At 71.8% G+C, this 15,803-nt stretch carries 10 protein-coding genes and 1 pseudogene; 3 read left to right on the top strand and 8 right to left on the bottom strand.

The features are described 5' to 3' along the window. Positions 1 to 68 precede the first annotated feature (68 nt). From KQY30_RS21120 to KQY30_RS21110, 4 genes and pseudogenes are all read right to left on the bottom strand, one after another. Complete coding sequence (locus tag KQY30_RS21120; protein WP_217308178.1) at positions 69 to 1,187, bottom strand: ADP-ribosylglycohydrolase family protein; 1,119 nt, start codon at positions 1,185 to 1,187, stop codon at positions 69 to 71. Positions 1,188 to 1,592: 405 nt separating this feature from the next. Beyond that, a pseudogene (locus KQY30_RS36605) lies at positions 1,593 to 1,730 on the bottom strand (XRE family transcriptional regulator); the annotation flags it as partial. A 301-nt stretch (positions 1,731 to 2,031) separates the two neighbouring features. Next, positions 2,032 to 4,806 (bottom strand): tetratricopeptide repeat protein, encoded by a 2,775-nt coding sequence (locus KQY30_RS37160; protein ID WP_217308177.1) that lies wholly within the window; start codon positions 4,804 to 4,806, stop codon positions 2,032 to 2,034. An 8-nt stretch (positions 4,807 to 4,814) separates the two neighbouring features. Then, a complete protein-coding gene (locus tag KQY30_RS21110; RefSeq protein WP_302185328.1) occupies positions 4,815 to 7,478 on the bottom strand; it encodes a bifunctional FO biosynthesis protein CofGH in 2,664 nt (887 codons plus the stop codon). Between the two features lie 159 nt (positions 7,479 to 7,637). Here KQY30_RS21110 and KQY30_RS21105 point away from each other — a divergent pair, with 159 nt between their 5' ends. Together KQY30_RS21105 and KQY30_RS21100 are read left to right on the top strand one after the other, a co-directional pair. Then, positions 7,638 to 7,868 (top strand): antitoxin, encoded by a 231-nt coding sequence (locus KQY30_RS21105; RefSeq protein WP_217308176.1) that lies wholly within the window; start codon positions 7,638 to 7,640, stop codon positions 7,866 to 7,868. Continuing rightward, a complete protein-coding gene (locus KQY30_RS21100; protein ID WP_254407253.1) occupies positions 7,843 to 8,295 on the top strand; it encodes a type II toxin-antitoxin system VapC family toxin in 453 nt (150 codons plus the stop codon). The genes KQY30_RS21105 and KQY30_RS21100 overlap by 26 nt, the downstream gene beginning before the upstream one ends. An 81-nt stretch (positions 8,296 to 8,376) precedes the next feature. Here KQY30_RS21100 and KQY30_RS21095 read toward each other — a convergent pair whose 3' ends face one another. Then, a complete protein-coding gene (locus tag KQY30_RS21095; RefSeq protein WP_217308175.1) occupies positions 8,377 to 9,207 on the bottom strand; it encodes an LLM class F420-dependent oxidoreductase in 831 nt (276 codons plus the stop codon). Positions 9,208 to 9,639: 432 nt separating this feature from the next. On the opposite strand from KQY30_RS21095, the gene KQY30_RS21090 reads away from it, so the two are divergent. After that, entirely contained in the window at positions 9,640 to 11,115 is a 1,476-nt protein-coding gene (locus KQY30_RS21090; protein WP_254407638.1) for a CehA/McbA family metallohydrolase, read from the top strand. Between the two features lie 123 nt (positions 11,116 to 11,238). Here KQY30_RS21090 and KQY30_RS21085 read toward each other — a convergent pair whose 3' ends face one another. The 3 genes from KQY30_RS21085 to KQY30_RS21075 all read right to left on the bottom strand — a co-directional run bounded on the left by KQY30_RS21085 (position 11,239) and on the right by KQY30_RS21075 (position 15,790). Then, a complete protein-coding gene (locus KQY30_RS21085) occupies positions 11,239 to 12,372 on the bottom strand; it encodes a DUF916 domain-containing protein (protein WP_217308174.1) in 1,134 nt (377 codons plus the stop codon). 72 nt (positions 12,373 to 12,444) lie between these two features. Next, entirely contained in the window at positions 12,445 to 14,421 is a 1,977-nt protein-coding gene (locus KQY30_RS21080; RefSeq protein ID WP_217308173.1) for a metallophosphoesterase family protein, read from the bottom strand. A 133-nt stretch (positions 14,422 to 14,554) separates the two neighbouring features. Further along, positions 14,555 to 15,790, bottom strand: a complete 1,236-nt coding sequence (locus KQY30_RS21075) for a HupE/UreJ family protein (protein ID WP_217308172.1) — start codon at positions 15,788 to 15,790, stop codon at positions 14,555 to 14,557. Positions 15,791 to 15,803: the final 13 nt, after the last annotated feature.

Raw genomic sequence — 15,803 nt, 5'->3', positions numbered from 1 at the left:
CACGGGACCGGAGCGGAACGCGGAACTGCGGCCGATGGCGGGCGGGCAGGTGTGCGCGCCCGGATCCGTCAACCGCGCGGGTAGCGGGTCAGCCAGCCCGAGGCCGCGACCGCCGGGCTGTGCAGTGCGGGCCCCTGGGTCATCTCCATCGCGAAGTCGTCGGCGATTTCGAGGAGCGTGGGCCGGCCCTCCACTTCGGCCAGCCAGGCCGGCGGCAGCGCCGTCTCGCCGTGGTGCGCGCCGAGCAGGGCACCGCAGAGAGCGGCGGTGGTGCCCGAGGGACCGTCGTGATTGACGGCGAGCCGCAGGCCGTGACGGATGTCCTCGCTCACCAGCGCGCAGTAGACGGAGACGGCCAGCGCCTCCTCGGCCGCGTGGCCCTCGCCGCCGAGCGCGGCGATCCGCCCGGGGCCCGGGATCCCCTGCCGTACCGCGCCGAGCGCCTGTTGAAGTGCCTCCGTCACGGGCTGGTGCCCGGGGCGCGCGGCGAGCAGGGCGAGAGCGCGCTGTACGCCCGCGTCGAGACTCTCCGCGCGGGCCAGCGCGTGCACGATCACCGCGTAGGCGCCCGCCGCGAGATACGCACTCGGGTGCCCGTGCGTCTGAGCGGCACACTCCACGGCGAGCTGGCAGACGAGCTGCGGCTCCCAGCCGACCAGCAGCCCGAACGGCGCGGACCGCACGACCGCGCCCGCGTCCCGCGCGGTGGGGTTCTTGGGCTTGTCGAGCGTGCCCATGATGTCGTCGCCGAAGCCCATGAGACACGACCGGGCCGGGTCGCGGCGCGCGTACAGCCACTCCTCCTGAGCGAGCCAGCCGTTGTCCTTGCGGCGCAGATCGGGCCCCCAGTCGCGCTGGGTCGCCGCCCACCGCAGATGGGCCCGGTGCACATCGGTCGGCGGATGCCAGGCGCCGGTGTCCCTGCGGACCTGGGCGCGGATCAGGCCGTCGACGGTGAAGAGGGTGAGCTGTGTGGCGGAGGAAACGGCGCCGCGACGGCCGTACGCGGGAACGAAGTCGGTGACGGCCTCCGGGCCGTGCGCGGCCCTGATCTCCTCCAGGCTGAGCCCCGAGACCCCCGCCCCGAGCGCGTCCCCGATGGCCCCGCCCAGCAGACAGCCCCGGACTCTGCTGCGGAAGTCCTGTTGCTCGGCACGGCCCCAGACGGCCCCGGACGGTGTGCTCACGAGCCCTCCCTCCCCATGAGCCTCGCAGCGACTCCGCAGATGCGCAGCACTGTAGTGGAACGGGAACAGGGAGTTGAGGGTGTACGAAGGATCATGGCCGGTATGAACCCGCGGCCCCGACCCCGGCCCGCCACCTCGCCCGCCGGCCCCGGCCCGCCACCTCCGCCCGCCCGGCCAGCCGCCTCGGGTGGTCGCCCTGTCCGACCGTTTCTCCGCCGGGCCGTCCCGACGAGGCGGACCTGATACGGCTACGTACCCCGGCCCGGCCGCCGACCGCTGCCCGGGTTCTTCACGTCACGGACGGGACACCCGCCGAACGGCGCCATCCGGCCACACGACATCTAGGCGTTCCGCACCTCAACCCGGCACTGCGAGACGCTTTGTCATCTTTGACGTGCCGGCAAACTACATGGCGGGCACGCCGTTGACCCACAACTCCTCCGCATGATCGGCGAATCGGCCGAACATGCCTCCGTCACCGCGTCGGCGCAGGTGAAGAAGTGGGCTGTCGTGCCCGACCAGGCGGGCAAGGTGCGGAGTCAGCTACTTCCGCAGCTCGGGCGCTCTCCGCATCGAGGTGCACGACGGTTCGCCGGACCGGCCGCAGCCGCGAACGCCGGATACGGACGCGCCGGACGGGCGGGGGCTGCTGCTGGTCGGCGCGCTGGCGGACGCGTGGGGCGTGGCCGGGCGGGTTGGGCCGGGGAAAGTGGTCTGGGCGTCGCTTTCGGTGCCGCTGGTACGGCCCAGCGGGCGTGGTCGCTCATGACCCTGCCGGAGGGCAGTCTTCCGGTCGGGGCCTTTCCGGGGAGGCGGTGCCGGTTGCGGTCCGGCGCCGGTGTGGCTACGCGTCGGCACGACCGGGGGCGGTGGCGCCCGGGTCGTCATCGGGCCCGGCGCTCGCGTCCTGCTCCGCCAGCAGTTCGTCCCTCCTGGCGCGTGCCCAGTCGTAGGCCGGTCTCAGTTCCAGTGCGCGGTTCAGGTCGGCCAGGGCCTCCGGGGTTCTGCCCAGGGACTTCAGTGCCATGGCGCGGCTGCCCAGGGCCCAGGTGTACGACGGGTCGAGGGCCAGGGCACGGGTGAACTCGGTCACCGCCTCCTCGTACCGGCCCGCCCACCGGTACACCTCCCCCCGCTGCCCCGGCACCTGCGCCAGTTCCGGGTCCAGCCGCTCGGCCCTGCCCAGATCGGCCAGCGCTCCGGCGGTGTCGCCCAGCCGGCCGCGGACATGTGCCCGTCGGCGCAGCGCCCAGGTGTAGTCGCTCCACAGCTCGATGGCCCGGTCCAGGTCCTGGAGGGCCTCCCGCTCCTCGCCCTGCTGGAACTTGACCTGTCCCCGGCTGCCCAGGATCACCGGGTCGTGTGGATCGCGGGCGTGAGCGCGGTCCAGTTCGGCGACGGCCTCTTCGTACCGGCCCGCCCTGCGGTACGTCTCCCCGCGCTCGCGCGGCACCCACGCCGTCCCGGGCGCCAGCTCCTCCGCGCGGTCCAGATCGGCCAGCGCCCCGGTGAAGTCGTCCAGCGCCCGGAGTGTGAGCGCGCGGCCGTGGTACGCGGGCACATGCGCGGGGTCGAGCGCGACCGCCCGGCCGTAGTCGGCGAGGGCCTCCTCGTGCGCGTCGGCCCGGAAGTGGTTCCAGCCACGCGCGGTGTACGCGGCGGTCCGGTCGGCCTCGGTCAGTTCGGGGCGGACGAGCAGCAGCCCAAGTACGTCTATGGCGTACCGCCGTTCGTCCCCGAGCGCCCCGAGGCACTCCGCGCCCCAGGCGCCGAGCTGTTCGGAACCGCTGTCCCGGCCCGCGTCCGCGAGCGTCCGCGCCCAGCGGCGTGCCGCCACCGGGCCCAGCCGGCAGGCCGCGATGCCGTCGCGCAGCACAGCGGGCAGGGCGGCGCGCGGCCGGGCGCAGAGCAGGTGGTACGACTCCTCAAGGCGCGGCCCGCGCCAGCTCTCCTCGGCCCAGCGCTGGTCGGCGCCGATGCCCAGGTGCGGCTCCAGTCCGTCCTCGGCCGCCGCGCGTTCGCGCGCGAACGCCTCGGCCAGCCGGGTGTGGGCCTCCGTCCACCTGCGCGGGGAGGCGGTCCGTTGCAGCCGCAGCATCGGGTCGCGTACGACATCGTGGTACCGCGCCCGGCCGCCGGACCGACCGCTGACGAACGGCAGGGTGCACAGCCAGCCGAAGAGCCCGGCCGCCTCCTCCTCGCCGACGATCGCGGCGAGCCCGACGGTCCCGGCGAACCCGGCAGCCCCGGCGAGCCCAGCGGTCCCGGTGGTCCCCTGCCCGTCGCTCCTCCCGGCAGTCCCCTCCGTATCCGCCCCCGAACTCGCACCCGCGCCCGAACCGGCTCCCGTGTCCACACCCGCGCCCGAATCCGAACCCGCCCCCACACCCGCCGAACGCCCGCCGACCGCCCACCGCAGGATGTCCTCGTTCAGCCCGCGCGGCAGTGCGCACGCGAGCGCCACCGCCCGGCGCGCCGGGTCGCGCTCCCATTTGAGGAAGCGCTCCACGGCCGTCGCGCTGGGATCGTCCAGATCGCCGGGGCCGTCGGGCCGGCCGGCGGCGAGGGTGGAGACCAGCACCGGCAGCCGCCCCGAGAGCCGGAGCACTTCCCGTACGACCGGCTCGTCGACGACGCCCTTGTCGGCGAGCAGCCGTCGCGCCTCGCTCTCGGTGAAGGGTCCGAGAGGCAGATCCGTGACCACGTCCGCGTAGTCGCCCCAGTGGCCGGGGTCCAGCCCGCGCTGTCCGGCGAGGGTGATGACGACATGGTCGGGCAGCGCGCCGTACCGCTCGGTGGTGATCAGATCGCGCAGCCACTCGTCGAGAAACGGCGCGGTGCGTTCGTACGTGTCGAAGAAGAGCGCGATCCAGGGCACTTCGGCGCCCGCTCGCCGTATCTCCGAAACCAGTACGGGCGTGAGTACCTGGAGCGGCGACAGCACCAGCCGTACGTCCTCCTGGCTGCGCAGCCGAGCGCTGAGCGCCGCCCGTAACCGGTCGGCTCCCTCCGCCACTTGCCCCGGATCGGCCATCGCGGCGAACGCGCCGATACCCGGCACCATCCCGAGCCCGGCGAGACCGGCCGTGGCGAGGGCCCGCGAACCGGCCGACGGCCCGTCCGCCCCAGCCCCCGCCCCGGCCTGGAGGCCGGCCGACGGTCCCGGCTGTGCTCCGGCCTGGAGTCCAACCGACGGCCCGGCCGACAGTCCTACCTGCGGTCCGGCCGACAGTCCCGCCTGCACCGCGGCCGACTCCGCCTCGAACTGCCGCTGCCGGTACGTCGCGAGCGCCCGGTCCAGCGCCTTCAGCGGCCGGCCCTGCCGCCCGAACTGCTCGCTGACCGCGGCCATCACCTCCGGCACCCCGGCCACGGCCTCATCGGTATACGCGGTCAGCGCCCCCCGCTCCCGCGCGGCCTCCTCCAGCTCCCGCATCAGCGAGGTCTTGCCGACCCCGGCGTTCCCCCGGACATGGAACACGAACCGGTGCCGGTCGTCGTCCGGCGGAATGTCGAAGTTCCCCCGGAACAGCCCCAGTTCCTCCCGCCGCCCGACGAACCCGCCCCGCCGCCGACGCCGGATCCGCTCCTGCATGGACGGCCGCGCCGCGCCACCCACGCCGGACCTCACTCCCCCGCGCCGAGCAGCGGCAGCAGTTCCGGCAGATGGCCGTCCGAGGCCGTCGCCGCTCTGACGCGCTCCTCCGGGACCTCGCCGTACAGCGTCGTACGCGGCTTCGCCGGGCGGCCCGCCGCTTCGGCGATGGCCACCAGGTCCTTGACCGAGCGGTACGAGCCGTAACCGGAGCCCGCCATACGGGAGATGGTCTCCTCCATCAGGGTGCCGCCCAGGTCGTTGGCGCCGGAGCGGAGCATTTCCGCCGCGCCTTCCGCGCCCAGTTTCACCCAGCTCGTCTGGATATTGGTGATGTGGGGGTGGAGGAGGAGGCGCGCCATGGCCGTCACCGCGCGGTTGTCGCGGTCCGTCGGCCCCGGGCGGGCGATACCGGCCAGATAGACCGGGGCGTTGGTGTGGATGAAGGGGAGCGTGACGAACTCGGTGAAGCCGCCCGTCTCCTGCTGGATCCGGGCCAGCGTACGGAAGTGGCCGAGCCAGTGGCGGGGCTGGTCGACATGCCCGTACATCATCGTGGAGCTGGAGCGGATCCCCAGCTCATGGGCCGTCTTGACGACCTCGATCCAGGTCGTGGCCGGGAGCTTGCCCTTGGTGAGGATCCAGCGGACCTCGTCGTCGAGGATCTCCGCGGCGGTGCCCGGGATCGAGTCGAGCCCCGCCTCCTTGGCGGCCGTCAGCCACTCGCGGACCGACAGACCGGTGCGCGAGGCGCCGTTGACGATCTCCATCGGGGAGAAGGCGTGGATGTGCATGCCCGGGACGCGCTTCTTCACGGCGCGGGCGATGTCGAAGTACGCCGTACCGGGCAGGTCCGGGTGGATACCGCCCTGCATGCAGACCTCGACCGCGCCCACCTCCCACGCCTGCTGCGCCCGGTCGGCGACCTGGTCGATGGAGAGGGTGTACGCGTCGGCGTCCGTACGGCGCTGGGCGAAGGCGCAGAAGCGGCAGCCGGTGTAGCAGACATTGGTGAAGTTGATGTTGCGCGTGACGATGTACGTGACGTCGTCGCCGGCCACGTCGCGGCGCAGCTCGTCCGCGATCCGGGTCAGCGCGTCCAGCGCGGGCCCCTCCGCGTGGAGCAGCGCGAGCGCCTCGGCGTCGGTGAGCTTCGCCGGGTCGTCGGCGGCCCGTGCGAGGGCCGTCCGTACGTCCGTGTCGATACGGGACGGCACCATGCCCGGCGCCGCCGCCTCCCGCAGCGCCTCCCAATCGCCGTACACCTCGTCGAAGTCGTCGCGGCGGTCGGTGGTGCGGCCCTCGGTGTCGATGGTGCGGTGCAGATCGGTCCGGCCGGAGGTGGTGAACCCCTCGTCCGGCTCCTGCCAGGGCAGCCCGGCCGGGTTCACCTCGCGGGCGAGGCCGGTCTCCGGGTCCGCCAGCGCCCGTACGTGCGGCAGCAGCCGGGGGTCGAGCCAGGGCTCGCCGCGCCGGACGAACTCCGGGTAGATCGTGAGCCGTTCGCGCAGCTCGAAGCCGGACTCCGCGGTCTTCGCGGCGAGTTCGTCGATGTGCGGCCAGGGGCGTTCGGGGTTGACATGGTCGGGGGTCAGCGGTGAGACCCCGCCCCAGTCGTCGATGCCCGCGCCGATCAGCAGCGCGTATTCGGCGTCCACGAGATTGGGCGGCGCCTGGATCCGCGCGGAGGGGCCGAGGATGTGGCGGGCCACGGCGATGGCCGCGGCCAGCTCCTCCAGTTCGGCGTCGGGCATCCCGCGCATCGCCGTGTCCGGCTTGGCGCGGAAGTTCTGCACGATGACTTCCTGGATGCCGTGGTAGGCCCGCTGGACGCGCCGGAGTTCGAAGAGGGAGTCGGCGCGCTCCTCGTACGACTCCCCGATCCCGATCAGGATCCCGCTGGTGAACGGGACGTTGGAGCGGCCCGCGTCCTCCAGCACCCGCAGCCGTACGGCGGGCTCCTTGTCCGGCGAGCCGTGGTGCGGGCCGCCGGGCTCGGACCAGAGGCGGGTCGCGGTGGTCTCCAGCATCATGCCCATGCTGGGCGCGACCGGCTTGAGCCGCTGAAAGTCGGTCCAGGAGAGCACGCCGGGGTTGAGGTGCGGCAGCAGGCCGGTCTCCTCCAGCACCCGGATCGCCATGGCCCTGACGTACGCGAGGGTGTCGTCGTACCCTTCGGCCGCCAGCCACTCGCGGGCCTCGGGCCAGCGGTCCTCGGGCTTGTCGCCGAGTGTGAACAGGGCTTCCTTGCAGCCCAGTTCGGCCCCCCTGCGGGCGATCTCCAGCACCTCGTCCGGCGACAGGAACATGCCGTGGCCGGCCCGGCGCAGCTTGCCGGGCACGGTCACGAAGGTGCAGTAGTGGCACTTGTCGCGGCACAGCCGGGTCAGCGGGATGAAGACCTTGCGGGAGTACGTGATGACCCCGGGCCGCCCGGCCGCCACGAGCCCCGCGTCCCGCACGCGCGCCGCGGAGGCGGCGAGATCGGTGAGATCGTCCCCCCGCGCCTGAAGCAGCACGGCGGCCTCGCCGGCGTCGAGCGCGACCCCGTCCCGCGCCCGCTTGAGCGCCCGGCGCATGGCGTTGGCGGTGGGGCGTGGGGCGGGGCGTGCGTCGTCGTGCTGGCGGGTGGCGTCTTCGGCGGATCGCCCGATGGGCTGTCCGCTCCCAGGATCCTGCGGCGCGCGCGTCGTCATCCTTTGAGGATACGTTCGAGCCCCGGTCTCACGAGGGCGCGCCCCGAACCGGAGACACAGCTCACGGGCACGCTCGGGAGCAGCGTCCGCGTCGGTTGCCCAGGTCAGGCCCGAGCACCACCGCATGCATTTTGCATGCAGGGATGCTACGTTGCAGTCATGACTGCTCTTACCATCCGGGACGTTCCGGAAAGCGCCCTCGCCATACTGAAAGCCCGTGCCACCGAAGCCGGAAAATCCCTCCAGGCCTACACGCTGGACCTTCTCGTCGGCGCGGCCACCACTCCCACGCTCGCCGAAGTCTCCGCACGCGCCGAAGCAGAGGCGAGTACGACGCTGACCGTCACGGACGTACGGGCCGCGATTGACGACGCAAGAGCGGCCCGGTGATCGCCCGGTGATCGTTATTGACTGTTCCGCGCTCGTCTTCTTCCTGACCGACGACGGTCCCACCGGGCATCACGTGCGCAAACGCGTCGCCGGGGAGGACCGGCTCGCCGCGCCCCACCTGATCGACTACGAAGTCATGTCCACCCTGCTCGGCCTGGCCCGCGGTCGGCGTGGAGGGGAGCCCAAGCTCGGCGAAAGACCGCTCCGCAAGGCCATGGCGACTTTCCGGGATCTGCCGATCGACCGGCACGAAACCTTGATCCTCTGGGAGCGAGTCAAAAAACTGTCGGCGAATCAGTCTGCATATGACGCCCAATACGTCGCCCTCGCCGAGACTCTGGGAGTTCCGTTGATCACAAGCGACGCCAGGATCGAGCGCAGCGGCGCCGGGCGGTGCCGGATCGAAGTCTTCGAGACTCCGGGCTGATCCCGGCTTCGGCGCCGGGGTACAGCGCCACGGTCCCCGAGGCGGGCCCACGGCCCACGGCGCCCGCCTCCGTCCCGCCCGTCAGAGATACTGCGCGTACTCGTCCAGCGCTCGCAGGACCTCCGGCTCGTCCGCCGGGGGGAGTTGGAGGACGACCTCCTCGATGCCCAACTCCTCGTAGTACGCCATCTTCCCCGGGGTCGGGCGTACCGAGTACGGCACGATCTGGAGGCTCTCCGGGTCCCGGCCCGCCTTTTCCCAGACCGTGCGGAGTACCGGCACCGTCTCCGCGAGGCCCGCGCCGCCGATCGGCAGCCAGCCGTCGGCGTACTGGGCGATCTGCGCGAAGAGCTTCGGGCCGGCCGCGCCGCCGATCAGGGTACGGGGTGCGGCGCCCTGTACCGGCTTCGGATACGCGTGGCTCGCCCGTACGGACCCGAACTCCCCTTCGTACGCCGTCGGTTCCGCCGCCCACAGCGCGCGCATCAGCCCGATCCGGTCGCGGGTCAGCTCACGGCGCGAGGTCCATTCGACGCCGTGGTCCGCGGCCTCCTCCTTGTTCCAGCCGAAGCCCACGCCGAGCGTGAAGCGCCCGCCGGAGAGATGGTCCAGGGTCGCGATCTGCTTGGCGAGGTCGATCGGATCGTGCTGTACGACCAGGGTGATGCCGGTGCCGAGCCCCAGCCGCTCCGTCACGGCCGCGGCCTGCGCGAGCGCGACGAACGGGTCGAAGGTACGGGTGTACTCGCGCGGCAGGTCGCCGCCGGCCGGGTACGGGCTGGTCCGCTCGACCGGGATATGGGTGTGCTCGGGGAGATACAGACCGGCGAACCCCCGCTGTTCCAGCTCCTGTGCGAGCCGTACGGGCGTGATCGTCTCGTCGGTGAGGAAGATCATGGTCGCGATCCGCATGGGTGGCCTTTCTACGGAGGAGATGTGGAAGGGGCTGTACGGGGACCGTGCGGCGGTTGTGCCGTGGGGGACGCAGGGGCCCGTGGGGGACGCAGGGGCCACCGTAACCGCCCCGTGGGCACCGCGGCGCGCACGGGCGCAACGTCCCCGCCGCGTTTCCGCCACCTGTCAAACCCCTTTCCTTGCTGCCGGGTTCATGGCTCCGTACGAGGGTTTGAATGCACGTGTTGTGTGACCACCCGTGTCCCCCTCGGCACCCTGGGAGCCGCCGGTATGCGCAAGGACCACGCAGACGACCACGCGGCCCGCCGCGAAGTCCACGACCTCCACGGACGGCGCGGACCGCACGGACCGCACGGGCTCGCCGACTTCAGCGGCCTCCTCGAAGACGGGGACCACGGGCTCGGCGGTCCCGACAGGCGCAGGCTCCTGATGACGGGAGCCGCCGCCGCGCTTACGTTGAGTACCGTGAGCTTCGCGAACGCGGCACCCGCCCAGGCCGGCGACAGTGACGGACTGACCAGGACCGTGACCGGCACCCTGCCGGCCGGCTCCCCGGACTTCGTCTATCTGCCCGTCGAAGTGCCGCGCGGCGTCCGCGAGATCCATGTCTCGTACAGCTACGAGCGGCCCCCGGTGCCGGCCGGCACCCAGGGCAACGCCCTCGACATCGGCGTCTTCGACGAACGCGGCACGGCCCTCGGCGGGCGCGGCTTCCGCGGCTGGTCGGGCGGCGCCCGTACGGAGTTCTTCCTGCGCGCCGACGAGGCGACCCCCGGCTACATCCCGGGCCCGGTCCGCCCCGGCACCTGGCACATCGCGCTCGGCCCATACACCGTCGCCCCGCAGGGCCTCGCGTACGAGGTGACCATCACGCTGAGGTTCGGCGCCCCCGGCACCACGCCGCGCCCGGTCCACCCGCCGGAGCGCGCCAAGGGGCGCGGCCGGGCGTGGTACCGCGGCGACTGCCATCTGCACTCCGTGCACTCCGACGGCAGGCGCACTCCGGCGGAGATCGCGGCGCTCGCACGCGCCGCGGGCCTCGATTTCATCAATACGAGTGAGCACAACACCTACTCCGGGCACAGCGCCTGGGCCGGGCTGTGGGGCGACGACCTGCTGATCCTCACGGGCGAGGAAGTCACCACCCGCAACGGGCACGTCCTGGCGATCGGTACGGACCCGGGCACCTTCGTGGACTGGCGCTACCGCGCGCGGGACAACCGGTTCGGCCACTACGCCCGCGAGGTGCACCGTGCTCGGGGTCTGGTCGTACCGGCCCATCCGCACGCCACCTGCATCGGCTGCAACTGGAAGTTCGGCTTCGCCGACGCCGACGCGGTCGAGGTGTGGAACGGCCCGTACACCGTGGACGACGAGGTCTCACTGGCCGACTGGGACAACACCCTGGTCTCCGCGGCCCGTTCGGGCCGCCCGTGGACCCCGGCGATGGGCAACAGCGACGCCCACCGCGACCCCGACCCCATCGGCACCCCGCAGACGGTGGTCCTGGCCGAGGACCTGACCCGGGACGCGATCCTGGCCGGCATCCGCGCGGGCCACAGCTATGTCGCCGAGTCCTCGGAGATCTCCGTCGCCTTCACCGCGACGGGCGGCCGCGGCCGGCACGCGGACATCGGCGACCGCCTCCGCGTCCCGGCGGACACCCCGGTGACGGTCCGTCTGCTGGTGACCGGCGCCCCCGGCTGCACGGCCCACTTCATCACCGACCAGGGCACTCTCCACACGGCCCCGGTCCCGGCCTCGGGCACGGCCACCATCGACTGGCGGACGACCCCGTCGTACGCGACGTACGTACGGGCGGAGGTCCGTCACACCCCCGTGATCCCCGGCCTCCCGGGCCCCCTGGCGGCCTTCACGAACCCGATCTTCCTCGGCGACCACTGACCGGGGCGCCCACCGACCGGAGCGACCCCGACCGGTGCCGGCCACTGACCGGGACCGACCACCGACCGGAGCGGGCCGGCGCGTGCCCCGCACGCGTCGGCCGTCGGCCGTCGGCTCTCAGCCTCAGCTCTGCTGCGTCTCCTTGTCGCGCAGCGCCTGTTCCACCGCGGTCCGTACGCGGGCCTCCTCCGCCAGTTTGCGGCGGGCCCGGTTGCGGCGGATCAGGAGGAACGTGCCGACTCCCGCCGCGATCAGGACGAGCACCAGCGCCAGCAGCGTCCAGGGGACCGCCCAGCCGTGGGTGGTGGACTCGACGGGCTTGAGGGCGGTGGTGGTGCCCGAGGCGTCGGTGAGGAGCGGGGTGAGGGTCACCGTGGCGGCCAGGCTGACCGCGGGCCGCACGCCGTGGACCGGGACCTTCACCTTCCAGTCCTCGCCCGGGAGCAGCTCCGGCGGCGCGGCGATCCGGCCCGCGTCCGTCCGCAGCCAGCCGAACGGGCCCGAGACCGAGACCGCCTGACGGGTCGACAGGATCGCGTTGCCGGTGTTGTGGATCGTGTACGTGACGGTGGCGTCGCCGGTGGCGAACGGGCTGGCCGACCCGTCGTACTCCACATGCAGGTCCTCGACCGCGAGGTTCGGCTTGAGCGCCCCGCTGACCCGCAGCTTGACCTTGATGCCGAGGCGCCGGTCCACATTGATGCCCTCGGCGTCGTCGGACTGCTTCAGCGAGGTGAGGATGCCGCCGACGTAGTCGCCGGGCGGTGCGTTGTCCGGCACGCCGACCGTGAAGGGGATCTCGGCGGACTTGCCGGGCTGGATCACGACGCTGCTGCGGCCGGCGTGGACCCAGGCGCCGATGCCGACGGACTTCTTGTCCTGGGTGAGCAGGTCGAGCTGGCCGGTGTCGGTCGTGTACCCGTCGGCGGCGTAGACGGCGAGTTCGAGCGGGGTCTTGCTGCGGTTGGCCACGACCATGGCGTCCTTGAGCTGTCCGCCGGGGTTGACGGTGTAGCTGTAGCTGGACCGGTCGTCGCCGTAGCTGTTCGGGGCCGTCCTGACCGTCCAGGTGACATCGCCTTCGGCCGCCGCGGCGGGACCCGCGGACAGACCGGCGACCGCGACCACCATGAGCAGGGCCAGGGCGGCGGTACGGACGAGGCCCGCGACGGCGGTCTTCCGGCGCGGTGCCGACTTCCGGAGCTGTGTGGACTGCCGGCGCGGTGCGGACTTCCGGGGCGGTACGGACGCGTACATCTCAAGCTTCTCCTGGACGGGAGGCGGGGCAGGCCGCCCGAAGGCGCCTGCCCCGCCGTGGAACGGATGTGATCAGCTGCTGAGCGCAGTGATCGTCAGAGTGGCGCGGTAGCCACCCTTCTGAACGCTGTCCGGGATCTTCAGACCCAGGTCGGCGCCCAGCTTGGCCGTACCCCGGGCGTGGCCCTGCTCGGCCGAACCGAGGCCGCGCGAGACGGACAGACCCTGACCCTGGTCGTCGTAGCCGGAGGCGACCGGCTCGCCGGCCTTGGAGCCCGCGCCGTTCACCAGCACGCGCGGCGTCCAGCCGAGGTAGGAGCCCGAGAACGTCTTGTCGGCGTCCTTGAAGTCGCTCACGTTGGCCGAGATCGACCACGGGGCGAGCGAGCGGCGGCTGTCCGAGACGAGCAGCGGGTTGATCTTGCCGTCCGCCTCGAAGTGGTCACCGTTGCGCTCCTCGGCGGTGCCGAGGTCCACCAGGCCGTTGTAGCCGTCGATCGTCCAGCCGAACTCGCCCGGGGCGACGTTCGGCACGTTGACCGCGAGGGCCTGGTTGTCACCGTTGTACGGGTGCACCGTGACCTTGTCGACGATCGAGCCGACCGGCTGGCCCTCGGGGGTGTTGGTGCACACGAGGCCACGCTCGACGGCCGCGTTCGGGGCCGCGCAGGTGCCGCTGCGTACGTTCTCGACGACGAGCTTGTCGTTGCGGACCTGGACCTTGACGTACGTACGCACGTGCTCCTGGTTCTGCACCGAGTTGTACCAGTAGCTGTTCGGGTTCAGCGGGTCCGCACCGTTGCCGGCACCGCTCGTACCGCTGCTGTCCGGCTTCGTGATGTCGTAGTACTTCGAGCCCGAGGCGGAGTTGGCCGTCACGTAGATGACGCCGCCGGGACCCGGGTACACATCGGCGTCGCCGGGCTTCTCGTCCGGGTTCGCCTTCGCGCCGTTCTTGATCGCGTAGCTGCGCGAGTAGCTGTGGTCGTGGCCCTGGAGCACCAGGTCGACACCGAGCTTCGAGAACGTCGTCGGGAAGTCCACACGACGGACCTTGTTGTCGCCGTCCTTGGCGTGGTCGGCCGGCGAGTAGATCGAGTGGTGGTAGACGAGCGCCGTCCACTTGGCCTCGGCACCGTGCTGGTTGATGACGTCGGTCACGTACTTGATGTGCGCCGCGTCACCGCCGCCGCCCTGGGAGGTGGCGTAGCTGTTGCTGTTGAGGTCGATGAACAGCACATCCTTGTAGATGTACCAGTAGTCACCGCCGGACGTGTTGGACGCCGGGTTCCCGTTGGAGTACAGCGGGCCCGAGCGGTCCGTGTTCGGGGTGTAGAGGTGCTGCTCGTACGCCTTGCCGCCGACGTCGTGGTTGCCGATGGTGGCCGCCCACGGGTACTGACGGAGCTTGTCGGGGGCGAGGAAGGCGTTCCACTGGGTCTCGGTGTTGGCCGTCTCGACCTGGTCGCCGCCGGACACCAGGAGTTCGGCGTTCGGGTTGGCCGCCAGCGAGACGTCCAGGGTGTCCTGCCAGCCGGCCTGGTCCTTCGCGACATCGCCGGACGAACCGATCTGCGGGTCGCCGTAGAACAGGAAGTCGTAGTCGCCTTCGAAGTCCTGCGTCTTGAAGGAGTACGCCGAGGACCAGTTGCCCTCGGAGCCGACGCGGTACGAGTACTGCGTGTCCTCCTTCAGGCCGGTGATCGTGGCGTGACGGTTGAAGCCGCCGCTGGTGGCGATGTTCGCGCCGCCCGTGGCGTCGAAGGTCGCGGCACCGGCCGGGAACTCGCCGTTGACCAGCTCGGCGGTCGGGGCGACCTGGAGCACCTGCGCCGTGTCGGCGGAGGAGTACCACGTCACCGTGCGCTGGGACTCGTTGGCGCCCACACCGAGGATGATGCCGGTCAGCGCGGCGGGGTCGGCAGCCGCGGCAGGGGACGCCAGGCCGCCGCCGAGGGCGACGGAGAAGCTCAGGAGCGCCGCTGCGGCCCCGGTGGCCACACGGCGTCGCACAGGACCGAGGGCCTGTGCGGAGGGTCTTGATGTCATCAATTTACGTTCCTTTTACGCACATGGGTGCATGTATTGGGAAACAAAATGTCTCCCCCGTTGGTGAACCGGACACGACGACAGACTTCGGGCCAGTTGAACTTCTGGCTCGCACGGGAGGCACACACCGTCCTCACAGCCCGGCGACCCTCTGCACGAACCACACCAGGCCCATGGCGGCCACACCCGCGGAGATCGCGCCGGTGGCCCAGAGTCCGGTCCTCGGCGCGCGGTGCCGCAGTACGGCCAGCAGCGGGAAGATGACGGCGATGATCCCCAACTGCACCGCTTCGATGCCGACGTTGAACACCAGCAGGGACCACAGCAGGGTCCACGACCACGCCTCGTCGATGCCCAGCGCGCCCGCGAAGCCCAGCCCGTGCACAAGGCCGAAGCAGAAGACGACCCCCAGGCGGGTCCAGCCGGCGCGGTCCAGCCCGAAGTGACCGCGTCCCGCCGCGGCGTCGAGGTCCAGATCGGTCGCGTGGCCGCCGTGCCGCCAGACCCGCCAGAGGTACCAGCCGGCCACCACCGCGATCGACAGCGCGATGACGGGTTCCACGACGCTCGCGGGTACGTCGACCAGTCCGAGGGCGGCGAGCATGAACGTCACCGAGTGCGCCAGCGTGAAGCTCGTGGCCGCGAGCACGATCTCCCGCAGCCGCCGCGACCCGGCGATGAGCGCCAGCAGGAACAGGATGTGGTCGATCCCGGTCAGCAGATGCTCGGCGCCCAGCCGGAAGAACTCCCAGAACCGCTCGTACCACGCCTGACCCATCGAGAACGACGGATGCTCGGCGTCGAGCGCGGCGCTGCCCGAGCGAGCGTCGAGCTTGTAGTCGACGATGGTCTTGGTGCCCTTGACGTAGGTCTCGGAGTCGGGGAACAGCCCGCTGCGCACCTCGGCGTCGTCGCCGCCTGCCGGGCAGGCCCAGTCGAGCAGCAGATTCGCGTACGGTACGCCCTCCCGCCGGCCGATCGTGAAGTCGCCGGCCTGCGTCGCCGTACAGGCCTCGCCGCCGCCCGAGCTGACGGTGAAGCGCTTGGTGACATACGAGACGGCCGACTTCGCGTGGGCGTTGAGCGCCGCGGCCTGGGCTGCGGTGTCACCGTCCTCGAACGCGGCGTTCCCCGTCTGGAAAAGGGGGTCGTCGTCCTCGTAGTCGGCGGCGGACACGACGAAGAGGTCGTATTCGAGCTCCAGCTTCGTACGTATCAGGCCCCCGTCGGGGCCGCCGTCGCCGCCCGCGGTGATGTGGGCGTACACGGTGGAGGTGAAGCCGTGGGCGAGCGCCGGCTGACCGGCGCTCAGGAGAGCGATCACCGCCGCTGTGATCAGCACTGTGGCGCGGCGGACCCGTTGTGACATGTGGAGTGACTCC

It is taken from the genome of Streptomyces sp. GMY02, from assembly GCF_019056675.1.
Classification (GTDB): domain Bacteria; phylum Actinomycetota; class Actinomycetes; order Streptomycetales; family Streptomycetaceae; genus Streptomyces; species Streptomyces odonnellii.
Note: the sequence above shows the minus strand (reverse complement) of the source record. Positions and strands in the feature narration are given on the sequence as shown.

Excerpts from the sequence above, each read along its gene's own strand:
- KQY30_RS21075 (WP_217308172.1), bottom strand. The coding sequence starts at position 15,790 with ATGTCACAACGGGTCCGCCGCGCCACAGTGCTGATCACAGCGGCGGTG.
- KQY30_RS21085 (WP_217308174.1), bottom strand. The coding sequence starts at position 12,372 with ATGTACGCGTCCGTACCGCCCCGGAAGTCCGCACCGCGCCGGCAGTCC.
- KQY30_RS21080 (WP_217308173.1), bottom strand. The coding sequence starts at position 14,421 with ATGACATCAAGACCCTCCGCACAGGCCCTCGGTCCTGTGCGACGCCGT.
- KQY30_RS21090 (WP_254407638.1), top strand. The coding sequence starts at position 9,640 with ATGACGGGAGCCGCCGCCGCGCTTACGTTGAGTACCGTGAGCTTCGCG.
- KQY30_RS21095 (WP_217308175.1), bottom strand. The coding sequence starts at position 9,207 with ATGCGGATCGCGACCATGATCTTCCTCACCGACGAGACGATCACGCCC.
- KQY30_RS21110 (WP_302185328.1), bottom strand. The coding sequence starts at position 7,478 with ATGACGACGCGCGCGCCGCAGGATCCTGGGAGCGGACAGCCCATCGGG.
- KQY30_RS21105 (WP_217308176.1), top strand. The coding sequence starts at position 7,638 with ATGACTGCTCTTACCATCCGGGACGTTCCGGAAAGCGCCCTCGCCATA.